Here is a 20519-nt window from a genome sequence, read left to right as displayed (position 1 = left end):
GCAGGCACGCCGCCATGCCAGCCGACCGCATGCCCGACGTGGCGGCGCTGCAGCAGCGCCTGGCGCAGCATGGCTACATCGCCGAGCGCAGCTTCGCCGCCACCTTGCTGCTGACGCTGGAGATGCGCCGCCCGCTGCTGCTCGAGGGCGAGGCCGGCGTGGGCAAGACCGAGGTCGCCAAGGCGCTGGCGCGGCTGCTCGGCACGCGCCTGATCCGCCTGCAATGCTACGAAGGGCTGGACGCGCACGCGGCGCTCTACGAATGGAACTACCAGCACCAGTTGCTGGCGATCAAGCTGCTGGAGCAGGACCCGCGCTCGGTGGCCGACAAGGAGCAGGACATCTTCTCCGAGCGCTACCTGCTCAAGCGCCCGCTGCTCGACGCGATCACCGCCACGCCGGCGCCGGTGCTGCTGATCGACGAGATCGACCGCACCGACGAAGCGTTCGAGGCCTACCTGCTGGAGCTGCTGTCGGACTTCCAGATGTCGATCCCCGAGCTGGGCGTGGTGCGCGCAACCGAGCGGCCCTACGTGGTGCTGACCTCCAACGGCACGCGCGAGATCTCCGACGCGCTGCGCCGCCGCTGCCTCTACCAGTACGTGGACTACCCGGGCTTCGACAAGGAACTGCTGATCGTGCGCATGCAGGTGCCGGACGTGCCCGAGGCGCTGGCGCGGCAGATCGTGGAGTTCGTGCAGGCGGTGCGGCAGATGGACATGCAGAAGCGCCCCGGCCTGGCCGAGACGCTGGACTGGGCCTCGGCGCTGCTGCGCCTGGGCGTGAGCGCGCTCGACCCCGGCGGCGCCGAGCGCATCATGGATTCGCTGGCCGCGCTGGTGAAGACGCGCGCGGACCTGGCCGGGCTCACGCGCCCGGTCGTCGAAAAACTGGCGGCGGCATGCTGAACGCGCTGCCCGGCGCCGCGCAGCGCGCTCCCGAGACGGACCTGGCGGCGCGGCTGGTGTCGCGCTACACCGGCTTCGCGGGCTGGCTGCGCGCCAACGGCTTCCGCGTGGCGAGCGAGGACATGGCGGCCTCGATGGAAGTGGCGCGGCGCATGGGCCAGCTCGACAGCGAGCTGCTGCGCTGGAGCCTGCGCGCGCTGCTGTGCTCGCGCGCCGAGGAATGGCGCCGCTTCGACGCCCTGTTCGATGCCTACTTCCAGCGGCCCAACCGGCGCGCGCTGGCGCCGGCGCAGGCCAGCGGCGCCGGGCGCCTGGAGCCGCGCCGCGACGCCGGGCCGGGTGACGACAGCGAAGGCACCGCGCTGGCTTGCGCCGGCCCCGAGGCGGAGACGCTGGCGGCGGAGGGCAGCGCGGCCGCGCGTGGCGCCAGCGCGGCGGAGTCGCTCGCGCACGCGGATTTCCGCCATCTCAACCAGCCCGACGCGCTGTTCGCCATCGACGACGCGATCCGGCGCTTCGCGCAGCGGCTGCGCGGCGTGCAGACGCGGCGCGAGCGCAGCGCGGCGTCGGGCCGCATGATCGACATGGCCGCCACCATCCGGCGCAGCGTGTCGCGCGGCGGCCTGCCGCTGGAGCTGGCGTGGCGGCAGCGCCGGCGGCAACGCCCGCGCATCGTGCTGCTGCTGGACGTGAGCCGCTCGATGAGCCTGTACAGCTTTTTCTTCCTGCGCCTGGCGCGCGTGCTGAGCGCGCGGCTGGCCGACGTGCATTGCTTCATCTTCCACACCGCGCTGGCGAACGTGGGGCAGGCGCTGCGCGACCCCGACCCGTGGCGCTCGCAGGAGCGCCTGGCGCTGCTGTCGGCGGGCTGGGCCGGCGGCACGCGCATCGGCGAAAGCCTGGCGGCGTTCAACCGCCGCCACGGCGCGGCGCTGCTGCATTCGCGCACGGCGGTGGTGATCGTCAGCGACGGCTACGACGCGGGCGAGCCCGGCCTGCTGCAGGAAGCCCTGCACAAGATGCGGCGGCGCTGCCGCCGGCTGGTCTGGCTCAACCCGCTGATGGGCCAGCCCGGCTTCACGCCGGCCAGCGCCGGCATGTCGGCGGCGCTGCCGTATCTCGACCTGCTGGCCGGCGCGCGCGACCTGGCGAGCCTGCGGCAGGTGCTGCCGCAAGTCCTGTCGGTATTGCAGTAAACGACGTTCCGGACCCTGCCATGAACCACGCCACCATAGACCCCGCCACGGACACCGCCACGGACACCGCCACGGACGCCATCGATGGCGAAGCGCTGCTGCTGCGCGAGCAGCGGCTGATCGACGCGCTGCGCCCGTTCGCGGTGATCACCGTGATCCGCGCGCAGCCGCCCACCTCGGCCTGGGTGGGCGCGCAGGCGCTGCTGGAAGAGGACGGCGCGCTGCACGGCTGGGTCGGCGGCGGCTGTTCGCGCGCCATCGTGATCCAGGCCGCGCTGGAGGCGATCCGCACCGGCGCCCCCAAGCTGCTGCGCATCAGCAACGCGCCCGCGGCGGCGGAGGCCGGCATCGAGATGCACGCCATGCCGTGCGCGAGCAACGGCACGCTGGAGCTGTTCATCCAGCCGACCCTGCCGCCGCCGGTGGCGCTGGTGCTGGGCGCCACGCCGACCGCGCTGGAAGCCTGCGTGCTGGCGCAGCGCATGGGCTTCGCCGTGGTGGCCGCGGCCGGCATGACGGTGCCGCTGGCGGCGCTGGGCCTGCGCCAGGTGGTGGCGGGCTACGACCCGGCCGCGCTCGCCGCGCTGGCGCCGCGGCTGGCGCTGGTGGCCACCCAGGGCGACGGCGACGAGGACGCGCTGGAAGCGGCGCTGCGCGGCCCGGCCGCGGCGGTGCTGCTGGTGGCGAGCCAGCGCAAGGCGCAGACGCTGCGCGAGGCCATGCAGCGGCGCGGCATCGCGCCGCAGCGGCTGGCCGCGCTGCATGCGCCGGCCGGCCCGCACATCCACGCGCGCACGCCGCAGGAGATCGCGCTCGGCGCGGTGGCCGGGCTGGTGGCGCTGCGCCGGCAGATGGAGGAAGAACAGGCCGCGCAGGCGCCCGCGCAGAGCGGCGAGGCGCTGCCGGCGATGCTGCCGTGCGAATCGATGGCACCGGCTCCCGCCGCCACCGCCGCGCGCTACGTCAATCCGGTGTGCGGCATGGCGGTCGACATCGCGTCGGCCAGGCACGTGGTCGAGCATGGCGGGCAGCGCGTGTATTTCTGCTGCGACGGCTGCAAGGTGGAGTTCGAGCGCGACCCGGACAAATACCTGCCGGCCGCGCGCGGCGCGCGCAAGGCCACATGAGCGCGCCGGCGGACGCGGCGTTGCCGGCCTTCTCGGCGGTGGTGCTGGCCGCGGGCATGTCGTCGCGCATGGGCGGGCCGCACAAGCTGCTGCTGCCGCTGGACGGCGAGCCGGCGGTGCGGCGCACGGTGCGCGCGCTGCTGGCGGCGCGGCCGCGGGAGATCGTGGTGGTGACGGGGTACAAGGGCCGCGAGGTGATCGGCGCGCTCGACGGCCTGCCGGTCGCTTTCCAGCCGAACCCGCGCTACGAGGAGGGGCAGATGACTTCGGTGGCCGCCGGCGTGGCGGCGCTGCGCATGCCGTGCAGCGTGGTGCTGGTGTGCCTGGCCGATCAGGTCCTGCTGGAGGCGGCCGACTACCTGGAGCTGGTGCGCGCGTTCGCGGCGATGCCGCGCGGCGCGATCGTGGTGCCCATGCACGCGGGGCAGCGCGGCAACCCGGTGGCGTTCTCGGCGAGCTACGCCGCGGAGGTCGTGGCCGGGCACGTGAATCCGGGCTGCCGCAGGCTGATCGCCGAGCACCCGGACGAGGTCTTCGTCCACGAGGCCGGCCACGACCGCTTCACCACCGACATGGATACGCCGGAAGACTACGCGCGCATCGCCGCGCGCGTGGCGCGGCTCACTTCAGCATCTGCACCGAGCCGTTCACCGTCACCGTGACCTGGGCCTTGCCGCCCTCGACCGGCACTGGCGCCGCGTCCGACATCATGGCCTTGGCCGCGTACATGCGCGGCATCGGCTGCACCGCGCCGATCTCGCTGACCTGCACTTCGCGGATCGCGTAGCTGCTGTAGCCGAACAGCTTGGTGGTGGTGTCGGCCTTGGCGCGGAACGAGGCCACGGCCTGCTCGGCCAGCCTGGCCTCGGTGGCCTGGCGCGTTTCGCGCGAGAGCGAGAAGGCGATGTTCTGCACCTGCATCTGGCTGGCAAGCTGGCCGGCGAGCTTCGAGACCGCGGCGAAGTCGCGCGATTGCAGGATCACCTCGGCGCGCCCGCGCCAGGTGCTGATGCGGCCGTTGCGGTCGGTGGACGGGTTGATCGTGAAGCCGCCCGATTCCGCCTGCACGCCGGCCGTGCGCCGGGCCTGCGCGATGACCTGCTGCGCCTTGGCGGACAGCGCGGACGAGATCGCGCCGGGCTCGGCGCCTTCCTGCTCGGCGGCCAGGGTCAGGTGGACCACGTCGGTGGGCACGTCGGTGGCGGCCTGGGCCGACAGCGACAGCACGCCGGCGGGCGCGGGATCGCGGGCCGGGGCGCCGCCCTGGGCCGAGGCGATCATGGCGGTGGTGCCGAGCAGCGTGGCGGCAAGCAGTTTTTTCATGGTGTTCTCCCGTTTCTGGCAATGCGTATTCTGACGCACCCGCGGCGCGATCGTTCCACGATGCGGGATCGACCTTGTATCCACTTGTATCCGCCCGCTAGAGCGCCTGGAGCGCGAACGCGTGCCACGCCTTCCACAGCATGTAGGCCGACAGGCAGAACAGCAGGCAGGCGAAGACCTTCTTCAGCTGCGCCACGTCCAGGCGGTGCGCGGTGCGCGCGCCCAGCGGCGCGGTCAGCACGCTGGCCAGCGCGATCACCGCCAGCGCGGGCAGGTAGATGTAGCCGAGCGAGCCGGCCGGCAGCCCCGCCACGCCGAAGCCGCTCCACACGTAGCCGATCACGCTGGCTACCGCGATCGGGAAGCCGAGCGCGGCCGAGGTGGCCACGGCGTTGTGGATCGGCACGTTGCACCAGGTCATGAACGGCACCGAGACGAAGCCGCCGCCGGCGCCCACCAGGCTGGACAGGAAGCCGATCACGCCGCCCGCGCCGAGCATGCCCGGCGTGGCCGGCAGCTGGCGGTGCGGCGCGGGCTTGCGGTTGCGCAGCATCTGCCAGGCCGAGAAGCCGACGAACACCGAGAACAGCAGCGACAGCCAGCCGGTCTTGAGCGCGGCGAAGACCTTGCCGCCGCCGAGCAGGCCGCCGGCCAGGATGCCGGGCGCCAGCGCGAGCACCAGCTTCCAGCGCACCATGCCGTGCAGGTGGTGGGCGCGCACCGAGGACAGCGAGGTAAACAGGATGGTCGCCATCGAGGTGGCGATCGCCATGTGGACGATGGCCTCGTGCGGGAAATCCAGGTAGGTGAACAGCAGCGTGAGGAAGGGCACCATCAGCATGCCGCCGCCCACGCCGAGCAGGCCGGCGCAGAAGCCGGTAAAGGCGCCGAGCAGCAACAGCCCGGGAATCAGGGAGACATGCATGGAACGAGGCCGGCCTTGTGGATGTCGTTGGCGCCGATGCGCCGGGAAGGGCGGGCGCGCCGCGCGCCGCGCGGGGCAGCCGACCGGCCGATCAGCCGGTCAGCCGATCAAGCGGTCAGCCCATCAGCCGCGTGGTGATGAAGCGCCATTCGGCTGGCGTCACCGGCGTGATGGACAGGCGGTTGCCCCGCCGCAGCACCACCATGTCGGCCAGTTCCGCGTGCGCGCGCAGGTCGGCCAGCGAGATCAGCGGGCCCTTGCCGACGTAGCGCACGTCGACCAGCACCCAGCGCGGCGCGTCGGGCCTGGAGGCGTCGTCGTAATACCCGCTCTCGGGATCGAACTGGGTGGGATCGGGGTAGGGCTGCGAGCCGACCTCGGCCAGGCCGGCGATGCCGGGCTGCGGGCACGACGAGTGATAGAACAGCACGCCGTCGCCGATGCGCATGGCGTCGCGCATGAAGTTGCGCGCCTGGTAGTTGCGCACGCCGGTCCAGGGCAGCGTGCCGCGCCTGGCGAGGTCGTCGATGCTGGCCTCGTTCGGCTCCGATTTCATCAGCCAGTACTGGCGGGCCCGGTCGGCGGCATTGGCTTGCGAGGAGCGGCTCATTGGCGGGTTGGCTCACGGCGGAGTGGCGTTGGCGACAGCGCTATGGTGCAGCAAGCCCGGCCAAAAGAAAACCGTGTATGCCAATCGTGCGGCAGTCGCGCAGCAGCCGTGCGCGGCTCGCGCGGCCGGGTGCGCCGCGCGGGCGCGAAGCGTGAAAAATGCGAAAAACGCGAGGAAATGCGGGGAGGCGCGAGGAACCGGCAGGCATCGCCAGGGCCGCGCAAAAAGAGGCCGCGCAAAAAAAACGAGCGCAAAAAAAAGGCGGTGGTTTCAAACCACCGCCTTCTCTCGTTGGGGTCCCCGCCTCGGCCGCTGGATCGGCATCCTGAACCCAAGTGAGGTTCAGAGTGGCTGCGGAAGCCGCATTTTGGGTACATCACTGACTCAGGGAGTCCCGACTGCGAACTTTGAATCAAGCGACGCGCTCGCCCACACGGCATTGTCCCGCACCAACAAATGCTTATCGGTTCAAGGAATATGATCCTGACGAACCAGGCAGGGAAACTGTCAAACGTCTGACTTTGTTGCCGTAGGACCAATCGCTTCCGCAGGCTGTCAGACGTTTGCCGTTTCTAACTTGGATGGGATGAAAACGGCGGTCAGGCACGATAACCCGACCTTTGGTGTCGCGACTATGTGGCTTGGCGCGACTTGGCTCCACTATACACCGCCGGGCATTTCATACCAAGCCCGCCGTGCCGGGCCGTTACATTTTGCCGACGCGCGCGGCACCTCGGGCACATCGCGGTCATCGCGGCGTCACAACTGTGCCGTGCGGGGCACCGCGCCGCGGCCGGCCGGGTGCGGTCCTGCCCGGTCCGCGCCCGGCCCCGTTCAGCCGCGGGAAATGGGCGCGCCGGTGCCGACGTGGGCATACTGGCGCAGCGCCTCGTCGGCGCGCTCGTTGAGCTCGCGGATGCGCGCGCGCACGGCGTCCACCGGAATCGCGCCGTCTTCCTGCTGCTTGCGCTTGAGCGAGAGCAGGTCCGAGGCGATGCTGATGGCCGCCATCACCGCCACGCGCTCCACGCCCTTGGCGGAGACGCCGCTCTTGAGGCGGGTCATCTGGTCGTCTACCAGGGCCACTGCTTCCAGCAGCGCGGCTTCGTTGTCCGGCGCGATGGCGAAGCGGTAGGACTGGCCGGCGATGCTGACTTCGACTTGCTTGTTGCTCATGCGTTTTCTCCGGGTGCCTTGGTGAGGGCGCTGTCCGCGGCCTGCGCGGCGCCGTCGCCGAGCAGGTCGAGCTGGCGGGCGTCGCTGGCGGTGGGGAGCTTGTCGAGGATCGACTGGATGCGCAACTGCGCTTCCTCGATCTTGATATTGAGCAGCTCCCGGTCGGCGGCCATCGCCTCGCGGTCGCCGCGCAACTGGCTGGCCTCGGCCTGCAGGCGTTCGATCTCCTCGCGCAGGCGCTGGTTCTCCGCTGCCAGGGTGTCGGCGTGATGCAGCACGCGCCCGATCTTGGCGGCGAGTTGTTCGAGTTCGGTGAGCATAGAGCCTGTCATATCCGGGTTTCGGGTTCTGGGATTTTAGCCCAAGCGCTCCGCGCGCAGCCGTGGAAAGCAGCCCGGTGTGACCGGGCCAGCGCGCCAAAGTTGCATGCAACGTCGCCCAACGGGCGCCGCGGCGGCATTTCCTGCCTGCTTCCATGCGTTTTCGCGCGGCCCGGGGCGGTGCGCGGGGCGTCATTGACGCTCGCGGTGAAACTGCCTACACTCGCGCACGTTCCAGGTGCTCGCAATCCTGTTCACTACAGGGTTGCAGTTCAACGGGAAACAGGGAGCCAGCCGCCGCCGCCAGGGCGCGTGCCGGGCCAACCTGTGCTGCCCCCGCAACGGTAAGCGACCGCGATCGGAAATATCGCAAGGCCGACCCATCAGCCACTGAACCGCAAGGTCCGGGAAGGCGGTCGGACTGGTGTCGCCAGCCCGGATACCGGCCTGAACGAGAGTGCGCCGCCTTCCGCAGGATGCGTGGCGCGCTTCGTCGCCAGACGGTCCGCGGGGGAACGGACCAGGCTGCTCTCTCCCTCTTCGCACCATGCGTTCATCGTCTTCCCGGCATCGCCGGCCGGCATCGCCGGCGCTTCGCCAGTCTGTTCCCGTTCTCGTTGCCGCGCGCGCGCGCCGGCCCCTGTCGGCCGGCCTGCTTGCCGTGCTCGCCGCCGGCGCGCACGGCCTGGCCCAGGCCCAGCCGGTGCCCGACAGCGAACCCGCGCCGCAGCCGGCCGCGCAGCCTGCCGTCGCACAACCGGTCGCACAACCCGCCGCGCAATCTGCCACGCAACCGGCCACGCAACCCGCCGCCACGCCGCTGGCCCCGGTGGTGGTGACGGCCACGCGCACCGCGCAGGCGCTGACCGAGGCGCTGCCGCACACCACCGTGGTCACGCAGCAGGACATCGTCAACTCGCAGGCGCCCGACCTGCGCACGCTGCTGCGCTCGCAGGCCGGCGTGGAATTCGCCGCCAACGGCGGCATGGGCGCCAACACCACGCTGTTCATGCGCGGCGCCAACGGCAACCAGACCCTGATCCTGATCGACGGCGTGCGCGTGTCGTCGGCCAGCAGCGGCACGGCGCAGCTGGCCAACATCCTGCCCGACCAGATCGACCACATCGAGGTGGTGCGCGGCAACGTGTCGGCGCTGTACGGCTCGGACGCCATCGGCGGCGTGGTGCAGATCTTCACCAAGACCGGCGCGGGCAAGCCGCCCGCGGCCAACGCGCAGATCGAGTACGGCAGCAACAACACGCGCCAGGCCACGGTGGGCTACGGCGGCCAGGTCGGCGACACCTCGTTCAACCTCACCGGTTCGATCTTCAAGACCGACGGTTTCTCCGCCGTCAACCCGCAGCAGCAGCCCAAGGCCAATCCCAACGACAACCCCTACGACAACAAGAGCGTGTCGGGCCAGGTCAAGCACCGCTTCACCAGCGACTGGGACGCGGGCGTCACGGCCTACTACTCCAAGAGCAAGCTGTCCTACGACAGCACCTCGGGCAAGCCCACCGACGTCTGGTGGATGGACAGCGAGCTCTACACCGTATCGGGTTTCGTCAACGGCAAGCTGGGCCGGGACTGGAGCACGCATTTCAAGGTGGCGCAGAGCGAGGACCGCAGCACCACGACCAGGAACGGCCTGTTCGACAGCCGCTTCAACACGCGCAACCGCCAGTACACCTGGCAGAACGAATACGCGCTGGCGCCCACGCACACGCTGCTGTTCGGCGCCGAGTACGCGCAGCAGGAGCTCGATTCGAGCTCCTACGCCACGCCGGTGCGCAATATCGCCTCGGTGTTCGCCGGCTACGACGGCCGCCTGGGCAAGCACCAGTTGCAGCTCAACGTGCGCAACGACCACTACTCGGACTTCGGCAGCCAGGCCAGCTACTTCGCCGGCTACGGCTACAACCTGACCGAGGCCTTCAAGCTGATCGCCAATGCCAGCAACGCCTTCCGCGCGCCCACCTTCAACGAGCTGTACTACCCCGGCTACGGCCAGCCCGGCATCCAGCCCGAGCGCGCCCGCTCGGTCGAGCTCGGCGCACAGTACAGCACCGACGGCGCCGGCCTGCTGCGCGTGACCGCGTTCGAGACCCGCTACGACAACCTGATCGTCTCGGCGCTGCAGCCCAATGGCCTGTACCTGGCGCAGAATGTCGCCGAAGCCAAGGTGCAGGGCGTCGAGGCCTCGTGGCGCGCGCGCCTGCTGGGCACCGACGTGGGCGCCAGCGTGACCTTCCAGAACCCGCTCGACGAGCAGAACAACACCCAGTTGCTGCGCCGCGCGCGCCGCCACGCCGCCTTCGACGTGGGCCGCCAGTTCGGCGACTTCCGCCTCGGCGGCGAGTGGGTCATTTCGTCGGCGCGCCTGGACAGCGGCTCGCGCACGCTGGGCGGATACGGTATCGTCAACCTCAACGCCCGCTACAACATCGACAAGCAATGGTTCATCGCCGCCCGCGTGGAAAACCTGTTCGACAAGAACTACCAGCTCGCCTATCCCTACAACACGCAGGGGCGCGCCGGCTTTGTCACGCTGGGCTGGCGCCAGCGTTGACGGCGGCCTGAGATGCGCCGCGCGCTGGCCGTCTGGCTGATGCTCGCCGCCGCCGGCGCGGCGGTGTTCCTGCTGTCGCTGGCGGTGGGCAGCGTGCCGCTGAGCGCCGCGCAGGTGTGGCACGCGCTGGCCGGCGGCGGCGCCGACACCGCCGACACCGCCAGCGCCATCGTGCGCGAGCTGCGCCTGCCGCGCGCGGCCGCGGCCTTCGCCTGCGGCGGCCTGCTGGCGCTGACCGGCGCGCTGATGCAGGTGCTGCTGCGCAACCCGCTGGCCGAGCCCTACGTGCTGGGCGTCTCGGGCGGCGCGGCCACCGGCGCGCTCGGCGCCATGCTGATGATGTGGCCGCTGTGGACCGTGCAGGCCGGCGCCGCCGGCGGCGCGCTGTTCTCGATGCTGCTGGTGGCCACGCTGGCGCGGCGCGACCTGCTGCATCCGCAGGTGCAGGGCGGCCACCACGAGGCCGGCTCGCGCCTGCTGCTGACCGGCGTGATCCTGGCCGCGGGCTGGGGCGCGCTGATCACGCTGATCCTGAGCGTGGCGCCCGAGGCGCGCCTGCGCGGCATGCTGTTCTGGCTGACCGGCGACCTCGGCGGCACCGCCAGCTACGGTCTCGCGCTCGGCGCGCTGGCGCTGGCCGTGCTGCTGGCCATGCCGCTGGCGCGCGCGCTCAACGCCATGCTGATGGGCGAGACCGTGGCGCAGGCGCTTGGCGTGCGCGTGGGCGCGGTGCGCATGTCGGTGTTCGTGCTGGCCTCGGTGGCGATCGCGGTGGCCATCACCTCGGCCGGCTCGATCGGCTTCGTCGGGCTGGTGGTGCCGCACCTGGTGCGGCTGGCGTGGGGCAACGACCAGCGCCTGCTGCTGCCGGCCTCGGCGCTGCTGGGCGGCGCGCTGCTGATGGCGGCCGACCTGGTGGCGCGCACCGTGATCGCGCCGGCGCAGTTGCCGGTGGGCGTCATCACCGCGCTGCTGGGCGTGCCGACCTTCCTCTTCCTGTTGCTGCGCAGGCCGCGCTGATGCCGATGCCAAGCTGGAACGAACCCGTCTCGAACTGTCCCGTGCTGGAATTGCAGGCCCTGCAGTTGCGCGCCGGCGCGCGCGTGCTGCTCGACGGCCTGAGCTTGTCGGTGCGGGCCGGCGAGCTGTGGTGCGTGGTCGGCCCCAACGGCGTGGGCAAGTCCACGCTGATGTCGGTGCTGGCCGGGCTGCGCAAGCCGGACGGCGGCGCGGTGCTGCTCGACGGCCGCGCGCCGCTGGAGATCGCGCCGGCCGCGCTCGCGTTGCAGCGCGCGTATCTGCCGCAGGCGGTCAGCGACACCTTCTCGATGCGCGTGCGCGACGCGGTGGCGGTCGGCCGCCATCCGCACCTGTCGGGCTGGGGCTGGGCGCGCCGCGAGGACGATGCCGTCGTCGCCGCGGTGATGCGCGAGCTCGATCTCGACGCGCTCGCCGCGCGCGACGTGCTGACCCTGTCCGGCGGCGAGCGCCAGCGCGTCTCGCTGGCCGCCACGCTGGCGCAGCAGGCGCCGCTGCTGCTGCTCGACGAACCCGCCGCGCATCTCGACCTGCGCCACCAGATCATGGTGCTGGACACGATGGCGGGCCTGGCGCGCGCCGGCCGCCATGCCGTGATCGTGATCCTGCACGACCTCAACCTCGCGCGCCGCTACGCCACCCACGCGCTGCTGCTGGCCGAGGACGGCCTGTGCCTGCACGGCGCGGCCGCCGACGTCCTCACGCCGGCGCACTGCTCGCACGCGCTGCGCACGCCGATCGTCAGCGTCAGCGACGGCTGGCATACCGCGCTGATCGCGCACGGCGCCTTCCACCCGCACCCGGGCGGGCCAGACGAACAAGACGGAATTTCATCATGACCGAACCCAACGCCAATACCACCCCCACGCCGGAAGACGCCGCGCGCGACGAGCGCCACAACGCGCGCATGGCGCGCAAGAAGGACGTGGTCGACGCCAAGATCGCCGCCGCGCAGGACGAGCGCGGCGTGATCGTCATCACTACCGGCAACGGCAAGGGCAAGTCCAGCTCCGGCTTCGGCATGGTGGTGCGCGCGCTCGGCCACGGCATGCAGGCCGCCGTGGTGCAGTTCATCAAGGGCGCGATCCCGAGCGGCGAGGAAATGTTCCTGCGCCGCTTCCCGGACCAGTGCGCGTTCCACGTGATGGGCGAGGGCTACACCTGGGAGACCCAGGACCGCGCGCGCGACGTGGCCAAGGCCGAAGCCGCGTGGGAAGTCGCGCGCGGCCTGCTGCGCGACCCGGCCATCGGCCTGGTGCTGCTGGACGAGCTCAACATCGCGCTCAAGCTGCACTACCTCGACGTGGACACCGTGATCGCCGACCTGCGCGCGCGCCCGCCGATGCAGCACGTGGTGATCACCGGCCGCGGCGCGCCGCAGGCGCTGATCGACGCCGCCGACACGGTGACGGAGATGACGCCGGTCAAGCACGCGTTCAAGCAAGGCATCAAGGCCCAGCGCGGCATCGAGATGTAAGCTCGCGCTACGCGATTCCAGAACGACTACGAGTATTCGAACATCATGCAGTTTCCCGCCATCGTCCCGCTCGATGCTTCTCTCCGCCCGGCGCTGCAGGCCGCCATCGACGCCAAGACCAAGCCGCTCGGCGCGCTGGGCCGGCTCGAATCGCTGGCCCTGCGGATCGGCCTCATCACCGGCAGCACCACGCCCGAGCTCCGGCGCCCGGCGGTGATCGTGTTCGCCGCCGACCACGGCATCGCCGATGCCGGCGTGAGCGCCTATCCGGCCGAGGTGACGGCGCAGATGGTGCTCAACTTCCTCGGCGGCGGCGCCGCCATCAACGTGTTCGCGCGCCAGCACGGGCTGGCGCTGGAGGTGGTGGACGCCGGCGTGCGCGCGCCGCTGCCGGCGGCGCCGGGGCTGGTCAACTGCCGCATCGCCGCCGGCACGCGCAACTTCGCGCGGGAGCGCGCGATGAGCGCGGAGCAGGCCGAGGCGGCGCTCACCGCCGGCATGGCGCGCGTGCTGCGCCACGCGCAGCTGGGCACCAACGTGATCGCCTTCGGCGAGATGGGCATTGCCAATACCTCGTCGGCCGCCTGCCTGATGAGCCGGCTCGCCGGCACGCCGCTCGACGCCTGCATCGGCCGTGGCACCGGGCTGGATGATGCCGGCCTCGCGCGCAAGCGCGCGGTGCTGGCGCAGGCGCTGGAGCTGCATGCCGATGCGGTCGAGCCGCTCGACGCGCTGGCCGCGTTCGGCGGCTTCGAGGTCGCCATGATGGCCGGCGCCTTCCTGGCCGCCGCCGCCAGCCGCATGGTGATCGTGGTGGACGGCTTCATCGCCTCGGCCGCGCTGCTGGTGGCGCAGCGCCTCGATCCCGCGGTGCTGGACTACTGCGTGTTCTCGCACTGCTCGCACGAGCACGGCCACCGCGAGCTGCTCGCGCGCTTCGGCGCCGAGCCGCTGCTGGCGCTGGACCTGCGCCTGGGCGAGGGCACCGGCGCGGCGCTGGCCTATCCGCTGCTGGTGTCGGCCACCGCGTTCCTGCGCGAGATGGCCACCTTCGGCGGCGCCGGCGTCAGCACGGCGTCGGCGTAGACTGCGCGGATCGCTCCCAGGCACCGGCCCATGCTCGACGAACTTCGCTACTTCCTCACCGCGGTCGGCTATTTCACGCGCGTGCCGGTGCCGCGCTGGGTCGGCTTCGCGCCGCACTACCTGAACGCGGCGGCGCGCTATTTCCCGCTGGTGGGGCTGCTGGTGGGCGCGCTCGGCGCGCTGGCGAGCTGGGGCGCGCTGCAATGGTGGCCGCCCGGCGTGGCGCTGCTGCTCGGCATGGCGGTGACGCTGCTGGCCACCGGCGCCTTCCACGAAGACGGGCTGGCCGATTGCGTGGATGCCTTCGGCGGCGGCTACCGGGCCGAGGACGTGCTGCGCATCATGCACGACTCGCGCATCGGCGCGTTCGGCGCCATCGCGCTGGTGGTGGCGCTGCTGCTCAAGTGGCAGCTGCTGCTGGCCATCGCCATGCGCGGCGGCACCGCGGACCTGCTGCTGGTGCTGGTGGCCGCGCACGGCGCCAGCCGCGCGCTCGCGGCGAGCTATCTCGCCACGCTCGACTACGTGCGTCCCGAAGGCAAGGCCAAGCCGGTGGCGCAGCGCCTGTCCGGCTTCGGCCTGGCCTTCGCGCTGCTGTGCGGCGCGCTGCCGCTGCTGCTGGTGTCGCCCGCGTTCGCCGGCGCCGCGCTGGCCGCGCTGGCGCTGCTGCGCTGGCTGCTGGGCCGCTACTTCGTGCGGCGCATCGGCGGTTATACCGGCGACTGCCTCGGCATGGCGCAGCAACTGGCCGAACTGCTGATCTACCTCGTGGCGGCGGCATGGACCTGGTCCTGATCCGCCACGCGCAGCCGCAGGTGGCGCCGGGCCTGTGCTACGGCGCGCTCGACCTCGCGCTGGCCGAGCCGGTCGCGCCCGCGCCGGCGCGCATGCTGGCCGCGCTCGATGGGCTGGCCCCGCGGCGCATCCTGTGCAGCACGCAGCAGCGCGCGCGGGCGACCGCGGCGCTGCTGGCCGCGGGCCATGCGCTCGTGCCCGAGCCCGACGCGCGCCTGCGCGAGCTGGATTTCGGCAGCTGGGAAGGGCTGGCCTGGGACGCGGTGCCGCGCGCGGAACTGGACGCCTGGGCCGCCGACCTGCTGCACGCGGCGCCGCACGGCGGCGAGAGCGCGGCCGCGGCGCTGGCGCGCGTGGTGGCCTGGGCCGATGCGCTGCCGGCGGATTCGGGCGATTGCCTGTGGGTGGTCACGCACGCCGGGCCGATGCGCATGCTGGCCGCGCACTGGCTCGGCGTGCCGCTGGCCACCACGCTGGGCTGGGATCTGGCGTTCGGCGCCAGTTGCCGCTTCGCGCTGGGCGGCGGCGCGGCGCGGCTGCGCTGGTGGAACCGGATCTGACGATCCGTCTCGGCGCTACTGCGCGGGCCGCCTGGCGCGCGCTTCGTCGAGGTCCTTGCAGATGATCTCCGCCCCGCGCGCCAGGCGCGGCCCGGCGCGGTTGACGAGGTCGCCGTCGATCGCGTACAGGTTGCCGCGCGCCACCGCCGTGACCTGCTTCCAGCGCTCCCACATGGCGAAGTCCGGCAACGGGCGGTCGGCGCGCGTGGCGCCCATGCTGGCGGTCATCATGACTTCGGGATTGCCGGCCACCACCGACTCCACCGAGACCGTCGGCACCAGCAGCGATTCGCTGGCGAACAGGTTGCGCCCGCCGCACAGCGCCAGCACGTCGCTGATCAGGTGCTGGCCGTTGAGCGTCATCAGTGGCTGCTGCCAGACCTGGTAGAACACCGTCACCGGCGCGCGCGCGGCGTAGGTCTGGCGCAGCTTGTCGATCTGCTGGCGGAAGCTGGCCGCGGCGGCGCCGGCGGCGGGTTCGGTGCCCATCAGCGTGCCGAGCCGCTCGATATTGCCGGGGATGCCGTCGAGCCTGCGCGGCTCGCTGAAGAACAGCGGCAGGCCGAGCGCGCGCAGGCGGTCGGTCTGCTTCTGCGCACTGCCGTGGCGCCACACCACGATCAGGTCCGGCTTGAGCGCCGCGATGCGTTCGAGGTCGAGCGCCTTGTTGTCGCCCACGCGCGGGATCTCGCGCGCCTGCGGCGGATAGTCGCTGTAGCTCACCGTGCCGACGATGCGCGCGCCGCCGCCGGCGGCGAACAGCAGCTCGGTGACGTGCGGCGCCAGCGAGATCACGCGCTGCGCGGGCCGCGCCAGCGTGACGGTCTGGCCGGCGTCGTCGACCACCGAGACGGTGGCGTGGGCGCTGGCGCACAGCGCGCTGGCCAGCAGCGCAGGGAGGGAAAGCAGGGCGCGGGTCATCGGCGGGCGGCTCATGTGCGGCTCATGCATGGGTGGGATTGGAGGCGTGGCCGCAAGCACTGGCCAGGGCGGCGTCGAGCCGCTGCCAGGCGTCGTCGCGCGCCGGCGGCAAACCCAGGCGCAGGCTCGGCGGCGCGCCGTTGCCGGGCGCGTCGAACAAGCGCGTCCACACGCCTTGCCGCGCCAGCGCGTCGTGCAGCCGCGCGGCATCGGCGTGCGGCACCCAGCTGAACAGCGCATGGCTCGCGGGCGCCAGCCCGTGCGCGCGCAGCAGCGCCGCCAGGCGCTCGCCGGACTGGCGCAGCCGCGCGCGCGTGGCGTCCTGCCAGGCCGTGTCGGCCAGCGCCAGGCGCGCCACCGCGCGCGCCGGGCCGGCCACGGTCCAGTGGCCGAGATGCGCCGACAGCGCGGCCAGCAGCGCGGGTTCGGCCAGCACGAAGCCGCAGCGCACGCCGGCCAGCCCGTAGAACTTGCCGAGCGAGCGCAGCACCGCCAGCCCGGACCGGTGCGCGTGCGCCGCCAGCGACAGCGCGGGCGTGCAGTCCATGAACGCTTCGTCGAGCAGCAGCGTGCCGCCGCGCGCGGCCAGCTGCGCGTGCCAGCGCAGCAGCGTGTCCGGCGCCAGCGTGCGCGCGGTCGGGTTGTTGGGGTTGACCACCACGAGGTGGTCGAGCCGCGCGGGCAGGTCCGGCCGCGCGAAGTCCGCCTCGGCCAGCGCCACCACCTCGTGGCCGGCGCGCGCGAAGGCGGGCGCGTATTCGCTGTAGCCCTGCGCGGCCACGCCCGTGCGGCCCGGCCGCAGCAGCAGCGGCAGCGCGCGGATGGCGGCCTGCGAGCCGGCCACCGGCAGCGCGTGCGCGGCGCCGCAGGCCCGCGCGGCCAGCGCGGCGAGGCCGTCGTCGTCCTGCGGCAGGCGCTGCCAGGCGTCGGCGGGCAGCGCCGGCACCGGATAGCCGTCGGGGTTGATGCCGGTGGAGAGGTCGAGCCAGCCGGCGGCGGGCCGGCCGTAGCGGCGCTCGGCGGCGAGCAGGTCGCCGCCGTGGCGGATGGGCATGGTCATGCGGGCAAGAAATGAAGGAGGATGGCGCTGGCGGCGGCAAGGGCCAGCCACAGCCACAAGGTGCGCCGGACCAGCCGCAGGCAGGCCCGCACTTCGGCGCTGCCGGGGGCCGCGCCCGCGCCCAGCGGCGGGCGGTCTTCCCATTCGCCGTGGTAGCGCGCGGGGCCGCCGAGGGCCACGCCGACCGCGCCGGCACCGGCCGCCATGACCGGCCCGGCGTTGGGGCTGGACCAGGCCGGTGCCTGCGCGCGCCAGCAGCGCAGCGCCTGCGCGGTGTGGCCGAGCAGCGCGTAGGACAGCGCGGTCAGGCGCGCGGGAATCAGGTTGAGCAGGTCGTCGAGCCGCGCCGCGGCCCAGCCGAAATACACGAGGCGCGGGGTGCGGTAGCCCCACATCGCGTCGAGCGTGTTGGCCAGGCGGAAGGCGACCACGGCTGGCGCGCCGCCGAGCAGGAACCAGAACAGCGCGCCGAACACGGCGTCGTTGCCGTTTTCCAGCGCGGACTCGCAGGCGGCGCGCGCCACCGCCTCGGCATCCGCGTCGGCGGTGTCGCGCGAGACGATGCGCGCGGTCAGGCGGCGCGCCTCGGCAAGGTCGCCGCGCGCGAGCGCGGTGGCGATCGGCGCGATGTGCTGGTGCAGGCTGCGCGCGCCGAGCGCGGCGTACAGCGCCAGCGCCTGCAGCAGCCAGGCCAGCGCCACGCTCAGTTGCGCGGCGGCCTGCACCAGCAGGGCGGTGAGCGCGGCGGGCACCAGCACCATCAGCAGCCACGCGCCGATGCCGGAGATGCGCTGGCGCAGCGGCGCACCGCCGCGGTTGACGCGCCGCTCGAGCGCGGCGGCGAGGTTGCCGAAACCGACCAGCGGGTGCCAGCGGCGCGGCTCGCCCAGCCACTGGTCCAGCAGCACGCCGGCCACGGCCGCCGCCACGCAGGCGGGCCAGGTGGAAAGCGCGGACAGTATCAGCACGCCGGATCGGCGCCCTTGACGCTCACGGGAATGCCGGCCACCACCAGCCGCACGCGGTCCGCGGCGGCGGCCAGCTTCTGGTTGAGGCGGCCCAGTTCGTCGACGTAGAAGCGCGTGATGGCGCCCATCGGCACCACGCCGAAACCGATCTCGTTGGAGACCAGGATCACGTGGCCGGGCAGCGTGGGCAGCGCGGCCAGCAGCGCGTCGATTTCCTCGGTGAACGCGGGCGGCGGCGTCACCAGGCCGTGTTCGGGATAGCTGCGCGCGTCGAGGAACAGCAGGTTGTTGAGCCACAGCGTGACGCAGTCGACCAGGATGCAGCCGTCGCGGGTGGCGTTGGCGTAGAGCGCGTCGGCCAGGTGCAGCGGCGCTTCCACCAGGCCCCAGTCGACCGGGCGGCGCGCGCGGTGCAGCGCGATGCGCAGCTGCATTTCCTCGTCGGCGCTGTCGTCGTCGTGGCGTGCGGTGGCGATGTAGGTGACGGGGCCGCCGCAGGCGGCGGCGTGGTCGGTGGCCAGCTGCTCGGCGAAATGGCTTTTGCCGGAGCGCGCGCCGCCGAGCACCAGCGTGAGCTGGCGCGCGGGTCCGGCGGCAGCGGTGGCAGCGGCGGCGGCATGCGGCGCCGCGGCGGCGCGGGGCGCACGCTCGCCTTGCGGCACGGCGGTGGCCGTGGCGGCGGGCTCGGTGGCGGTAGCGGAAGCGTTGGCCGGCGTCATCCGGGTATTGTAGCGGGCGCATCCGGGCTCCGCACGCTCGGCGAGGCCGCCGCCGGCGCGCAGGCGGGTGCGATAATCCCGCGATGCAAAATCCTCTCTCCGAAGCCGGTCCCGGCGCGCTGCCGGGTGGCTTGCGCGGTACCTTGATGGTGCAGGGCACGACCTCCGACGCGGGCAAGAGCACGCTGGTGGCGGGCCTGTGCCGCCTGCTGGCGCGCGCCGGCGTGCGCGTGGCGCCGTTCAAGCCGCAGAACATGGCGCTCAACAGCGCCGTCACCGCCGACGGCGGCGAGATCGGCCGCGCCCAGGCGCTGCAGGCGCAGGCCGCCGGGCTGGCGCCGCACACCGATATGAATCCGGTGCTGCTCAAGCCCAGCAGCGATACCGGCGCGCAGGTCATCATCCACGGCCAGGCGCGCATGGACCTGAGCGCGCGCGACTACCACGCCTACAAGCCGGTGGCGATGCAGGCGGTGCTGGCGTCGCACCGGCGCCTGTCGGATGCCTACGAGGTGGTGCTGGTGGAAGGCGCCGGCAGCCCGGCCGAGATCAACCTGCGCGAGCGCGACATCGCCAACATGGGTTTTGCCGAGGCGGTCGACTGCCCGGTGGTGCTGGTGGCCGACATCGACCGCGGCGGCGTGTTCGCGCACCTGGTGGGCACGCTCGACTGCCTGTCGGACTCGGAGCGCGCGCGCGTGAAGGGTTTCGTCATCAACCGCTTCCGCGGCGACATCGCGCTGCTCGAGCCGGGCCTGGACTGGCTCGAGGCGCGCACCGGCAAGCCGGTGCTGGGCGTGCTGCCTTACCTGCACGGCCTGCACCTGGATGCCGAGGACGCCATCATCGGCGCGCAGGCGGCCAAGCACGGCGAGCTGCTGCGCGTGATCGTGCCGGTGCTGCCGCGCATTTCCAACCACACCGATTTCGACGCGCTGCGCGCCCATCCGCAGGTGGACCTGCGCTTCGTCGGCCCCGGCATGCCGGTTCCGCCAGCGGACCTGATCGTGCTGCCCGGCAGCAAGAGCGTGCGCGCCGACCTCGCCTTCCTGCGCGCCAACGGCTGGGAAGCGGCGCTGCGGCGGCACCTGCGCTACGGCGGCAAGGTGATCGGCATCTGCGGCGGCATGCAGATGCTGGGCCGGCGCGTGGAAGACCCGGCCGGCCACGAAGGCCCGGCCGGCGGCAGCGACGGCTTCGGCCTGCTCGACTACGCCACCGAGCTGGCGCCGCACAAGCAATTGCGCGTGGTGGCCGGGCGCCTGGCGCTGGAGAGCGGGGACGCGGCGGTGCAGGGCTACGAGATCCACATGGGCGTGAGCACCGGCCCGGCGCTGGCGCGGCCGGCGCTGTGGCTCGACGGCGCGCGCCCGGACGGCGCGCTGTCGGAGGACGGGCAGGTGCTGGCGTCCTACGTGCACGGCCTGTTCGACCAGCCCGCCGCGTGCGGCGCGCTGCTGCGCTGGGCCGGGCTGGCGCGGGCCGAGGGCGTGGACCTGGCGGCGCTGCGCGAGGCCTCGCTGGCGCGGCTGGCCGACACGCTGGCCGCCCATCTGGACCTGGCCGCGCTGTTTGCCCCGCTGCAAACGCCCGCCGGCGGCTGTCACGAAGCCGCCGCCAACTGCTAAACTCGCACGCGGGCCCGCGCCGCCAGGGCCGGCGGCATCGGCGTCGCGGGCGGCAGGAGCCGATGCGGCGCCCGATGGCGGCCGCCCTGGAAATCGCTTGCGGAGAGCCCGGA

The 20519-nt window shown here is 72.7% G+C and carries 21 protein-coding genes, 1 other RNA gene and 1 riboswitch; of the genes, 12 read left to right on the top strand and 10 right to left on the bottom strand.

The genetic code is table 11. The features are described from left to right. Positions 1-14: 14 nt before the first annotated feature. The 4 genes from ACWTPI_RS15930 to ACWTPI_RS15915 are packed head-to-tail and all read left to right on the top strand — an operon-like array spanning position 15 to position 3893. Positions 15-908 (top strand): AAA family ATPase, encoded by an 894-nt coding sequence (locus tag ACWTPI_RS15930; RefSeq protein WP_020206936.1) that lies wholly within the window; start codon positions 15-17, stop codon positions 906-908. Beyond that, positions 902-2104 carry a vWA domain-containing protein gene (locus tag ACWTPI_RS15925; protein ID WP_454732134.1) on the top strand — a complete coding sequence of 401 codons (1203 nt, stop codon included), beginning with the start codon at positions 902-904 and terminating at the stop codon, positions 2102-2104. The genes ACWTPI_RS15930 and ACWTPI_RS15925 overlap by 7 nt, the downstream gene beginning before the upstream one ends. Positions 2105-2124: 20 nt before the next feature. Continuing rightward, positions 2125-3231: an XdhC family protein gene (locus ACWTPI_RS15920; RefSeq protein ID WP_454732133.1), complete on the top strand. Its 1107-nt coding sequence runs from the start codon at positions 2125-2127 to the stop codon at positions 3229-3231. Continuing rightward, on the top strand, positions 3228-3893 hold the full coding sequence (locus tag ACWTPI_RS15915) for a nucleotidyltransferase family protein (RefSeq protein ID WP_059411069.1): 666 nt from the start codon (positions 3228-3230) through the stop codon (positions 3891-3893). Before ACWTPI_RS15920 ends, ACWTPI_RS15915 begins: the two co-directional genes overlap by 4 nt. Here the strand turns inward: ACWTPI_RS15915 and ACWTPI_RS15910 are convergent. The 6 genes from ACWTPI_RS15910 to ACWTPI_RS15885 form a co-directional block, all read right to left on the bottom strand. Next, on the bottom strand, positions 3853-4554 hold the full coding sequence (locus ACWTPI_RS15910) for an SIMPL domain-containing protein (RefSeq protein ID WP_020204313.1): 702 nt from the start codon (positions 4552-4554) through the stop codon (positions 3853-3855). The genes ACWTPI_RS15915 and ACWTPI_RS15910 overlap by 41 nt on opposite strands. A 97-nt stretch (positions 4555-4651) precedes the next feature. Further along, entirely contained in the window at positions 4652-5479 is an 828-nt protein-coding gene (locus tag ACWTPI_RS15905) for a sulfite exporter TauE/SafE family protein (RefSeq protein ID WP_020423855.1), read from the bottom strand. A gap of 115 nt (positions 5480-5594) precedes the next feature. Further along, positions 5595-6089 carry an EVE domain-containing protein gene (locus tag ACWTPI_RS15900; protein WP_454732132.1) on the bottom strand — a complete coding sequence of 165 codons (495 nt, stop codon included), beginning with the start codon at positions 6087-6089 and terminating at the stop codon, positions 5595-5597. A 293-nt stretch (positions 6090-6382) separates the two neighbouring features. Beyond that, a non-coding RNA gene (gene ssrS, locus ACWTPI_RS15895) (6S RNA) lies at positions 6383-6594 on the bottom strand. A gap of 329 nt (positions 6595-6923) precedes the next feature. Beyond that, complete coding sequence (locus ACWTPI_RS15890; RefSeq protein ID WP_020204316.1) at positions 6924-7265, bottom strand: cell division protein ZapA; 342 nt, start codon at positions 7263-7265, stop codon at positions 6924-6926. Continuing rightward, complete coding sequence (locus ACWTPI_RS15885; protein WP_020204317.1) at positions 7262-7585, bottom strand: hypothetical protein; 324 nt, start codon at positions 7583-7585, stop codon at positions 7262-7264. The genes ACWTPI_RS15890 and ACWTPI_RS15885 overlap by 4 nt, the downstream gene beginning before the upstream one ends. 218 nt (positions 7586-7803) lie before the next feature. After that, a riboswitch (cobalamin riboswitch) is annotated at positions 7804-8050 on the top strand. 82 nt (positions 8051-8132) lie between these two features. On the opposite strand from ACWTPI_RS15885, the gene ACWTPI_RS15880 reads away from it, so the two are divergent. The 7 genes from ACWTPI_RS15880 to ACWTPI_RS15850 are packed head-to-tail and all read left to right on the top strand — an operon-like array spanning position 8133 to position 15110. Then, entirely contained in the window at positions 8133-10154 is a 2022-nt protein-coding gene (locus tag ACWTPI_RS15880; protein ID WP_454732131.1) for a TonB-dependent receptor plug domain-containing protein, read from the top strand. Positions 10155-10166: 12 nt separating this feature from the next. Next, positions 10167-11174 carry a FecCD family ABC transporter permease gene (locus ACWTPI_RS15875; RefSeq protein WP_454732130.1) on the top strand — a complete coding sequence of 336 codons (1008 nt, stop codon included), beginning with the start codon at positions 10167-10169 and terminating at the stop codon, positions 11172-11174. 5 nt (positions 11175-11179) lie between these two features. Further along, positions 11180-12031: an ABC transporter ATP-binding protein gene (locus tag ACWTPI_RS15870; RefSeq protein WP_454732129.1), complete on the top strand. Its 852-nt coding sequence runs from the start codon at positions 11180-11182 to the stop codon at positions 12029-12031. Continuing rightward, positions 12028-12669 carry a cob(I)yrinic acid a,c-diamide adenosyltransferase gene (gene cobO / locus ACWTPI_RS15865; protein ID WP_454732128.1) on the top strand — a complete coding sequence of 214 codons (642 nt, stop codon included), beginning with the start codon at positions 12028-12030 and terminating at the stop codon, positions 12667-12669. The genes ACWTPI_RS15870 and cobO overlap by 4 nt, the downstream gene beginning before the upstream one ends. Positions 12670-12714: 45 nt before the next feature. Beyond that, the gene (cobT, locus tag ACWTPI_RS15860) at positions 12715-13755 is read left to right on the top strand and encodes a nicotinate-nucleotide--dimethylbenzimidazole phosphoribosyltransferase (protein ID WP_454732127.1); all 1041 of its coding nucleotides are present in this window, start codon (positions 12715-12717) and stop codon (positions 13753-13755) included. A gap of 30 nt (positions 13756-13785) precedes the next feature. Beyond that, positions 13786-14550: an adenosylcobinamide-GDP ribazoletransferase gene (locus ACWTPI_RS15855; RefSeq protein ID WP_454732126.1), complete on the top strand. Its 765-nt coding sequence runs from the start codon at positions 13786-13788 to the stop codon at positions 14548-14550. Then, complete coding sequence (locus tag ACWTPI_RS15850) at positions 14535-15110, top strand: histidine phosphatase family protein (RefSeq protein ID WP_454732125.1); 576 nt, start codon at positions 14535-14537, stop codon at positions 15108-15110. The genes ACWTPI_RS15855 and ACWTPI_RS15850 overlap by 16 nt, the downstream gene beginning before the upstream one ends. 15 nt (positions 15111-15125) lie before the next feature. Here the strand turns inward: ACWTPI_RS15850 and ACWTPI_RS15845 are convergent, their stop codons facing one another. Genes ACWTPI_RS15845 through cobU form a run of 4 tightly spaced genes read right to left on the bottom strand, consistent with a single transcriptional unit; the run spans position 15126 to position 18778 of the window. Beyond that, the gene (locus ACWTPI_RS15845) at positions 15126-16031 is read right to left on the bottom strand and encodes a cobalamin-binding protein (RefSeq protein ID WP_454732490.1); all 906 of its coding nucleotides are present in this window, start codon (positions 16029-16031) and stop codon (positions 15126-15128) included. A 22-nt stretch (positions 16032-16053) separates the two neighbouring features. Then, complete coding sequence (gene cobD, locus ACWTPI_RS15840) at positions 16054-17091, bottom strand: threonine-phosphate decarboxylase CobD (protein WP_454732124.1); 1038 nt, start codon at positions 17089-17091, stop codon at positions 16054-16056. After that, positions 17088-18059, bottom strand: a complete 972-nt coding sequence (gene cbiB / locus ACWTPI_RS15835) for an adenosylcobinamide-phosphate synthase CbiB (protein WP_454732123.1) — start codon at positions 18057-18059, stop codon at positions 17088-17090. Before cbiB ends, cobD begins: the two co-directional genes overlap by 4 nt. Further along, positions 18053-18778: a bifunctional adenosylcobinamide kinase/adenosylcobinamide-phosphate guanylyltransferase gene (gene cobU, locus ACWTPI_RS15830; RefSeq protein WP_454732122.1), complete on the bottom strand. Its 726-nt coding sequence runs from the start codon at positions 18776-18778 to the stop codon at positions 18053-18055. The genes cbiB and cobU overlap by 7 nt, the downstream gene beginning before the upstream one ends. 83 nt (positions 18779-18861) lie before the next feature. Between cobU and ACWTPI_RS15825 the strand changes: the two genes are divergently transcribed. Continuing rightward, the gene (locus ACWTPI_RS15825; protein WP_454732121.1) at positions 18862-20406 is read left to right on the top strand and encodes a cobyric acid synthase; all 1545 of its coding nucleotides are present in this window, start codon (positions 18862-18864) and stop codon (positions 20404-20406) included. The last annotated feature ends 113 nt before the right edge of the window (positions 20407-20519 follow it).

Source organism: Cupriavidus ulmosensis, assembly GCF_977008105.1.
Note: the sequence above shows the minus strand (reverse complement) of the source record. Positions and strands in the feature narration are given on the sequence as shown.

What these genes read in the sequence shown, in the direction of transcription:
- ACWTPI_RS15910 (WP_020204313.1), bottom strand. Translation starts at nt 4,554, where the DNA reads ATGAAAAAACTGCTTGCCGCCACGCTGCTCGGCACCACCGCCATGATC.
- ACWTPI_RS15905 (WP_020423855.1), bottom strand. Translation starts at nt 5,479, where the DNA reads ATGCATGTCTCCCTGATTCCCGGGCTGTTGCTGCTCGGCGCCTTTACC.
- ACWTPI_RS15920 (WP_454732133.1), top strand. Translation starts at nt 2,125, where the DNA reads ATGAACCACGCCACCATAGACCCCGCCACGGACACCGCCACGGACACC.
- ACWTPI_RS15845 (WP_454732490.1), bottom strand. Translation starts at nt 16,031, where the DNA reads ATGACCCGCGCCCTGCTTTCCCTCCCTGCGCTGCTGGCCAGCGCGCTG.
- ACWTPI_RS15855 (WP_454732126.1), top strand. Translation starts at nt 13,786, where the DNA reads ATGCTCGACGAACTTCGCTACTTCCTCACCGCGGTCGGCTATTTCACG.
- ACWTPI_RS15885 (WP_020204317.1), bottom strand. Translation starts at nt 7,585, where the DNA reads ATGCTCACCGAACTCGAACAACTCGCCGCCAAGATCGGGCGCGTGCTG.
- ACWTPI_RS15900 (WP_454732132.1), bottom strand. Translation starts at nt 6,089, where the DNA reads ATGAGCCGCTCCTCGCAAGCCAATGCCGCCGACCGGGCCCGCCAGTAC.
- ACWTPI_RS15870 (WP_454732129.1), top strand. Translation starts at nt 11,180, where the DNA reads ATGCCAAGCTGGAACGAACCCGTCTCGAACTGTCCCGTGCTGGAATTG.
- ACWTPI_RS15875 (WP_454732130.1), top strand. Translation starts at nt 10,167, where the DNA reads ATGCGCCGCGCGCTGGCCGTCTGGCTGATGCTCGCCGCCGCCGGCGCG.
- ACWTPI_RS15925 (WP_454732134.1), top strand. Translation starts at nt 902, where the DNA reads ATGCTGAACGCGCTGCCCGGCGCCGCGCAGCGCGCTCCCGAGACGGAC.
- cobT (WP_454732127.1), top strand. Translation starts at nt 12,715, where the DNA reads ATGCAGTTTCCCGCCATCGTCCCGCTCGATGCTTCTCTCCGCCCGGCG.
- ACWTPI_RS15880 (WP_454732131.1), top strand. Translation starts at nt 8,133, where the DNA reads ATGCGTTCATCGTCTTCCCGGCATCGCCGGCCGGCATCGCCGGCGCTT.
- ACWTPI_RS15850 (WP_454732125.1), top strand. Translation starts at nt 14,535, where the DNA reads ATGGACCTGGTCCTGATCCGCCACGCGCAGCCGCAGGTGGCGCCGGGC.
- ACWTPI_RS15930 (WP_020206936.1), top strand. Translation starts at nt 15, where the DNA reads ATGCCAGCCGACCGCATGCCCGACGTGGCGGCGCTGCAGCAGCGCCTG.
- ACWTPI_RS15825 (WP_454732121.1), top strand. Translation starts at nt 18,862, where the DNA reads ATGCAAAATCCTCTCTCCGAAGCCGGTCCCGGCGCGCTGCCGGGTGGC.
- cobO (WP_454732128.1), top strand. Translation starts at nt 12,028, where the DNA reads ATGACCGAACCCAACGCCAATACCACCCCCACGCCGGAAGACGCCGCG.
- ACWTPI_RS15890 (WP_020204316.1), bottom strand. Translation starts at nt 7,265, where the DNA reads ATGAGCAACAAGCAAGTCGAAGTCAGCATCGCCGGCCAGTCCTACCGC.
- ACWTPI_RS15915 (WP_059411069.1), top strand. Translation starts at nt 3,228, where the DNA reads ATGAGCGCGCCGGCGGACGCGGCGTTGCCGGCCTTCTCGGCGGTGGTG.
- cobU (WP_454732122.1), bottom strand. Translation starts at nt 18,778, where the DNA reads ATGACGCCGGCCAACGCTTCCGCTACCGCCACCGAGCCCGCCGCCACG.
- cobD (WP_454732124.1), bottom strand. Translation starts at nt 17,091, where the DNA reads ATGACCATGCCCATCCGCCACGGCGGCGACCTGCTCGCCGCCGAGCGC.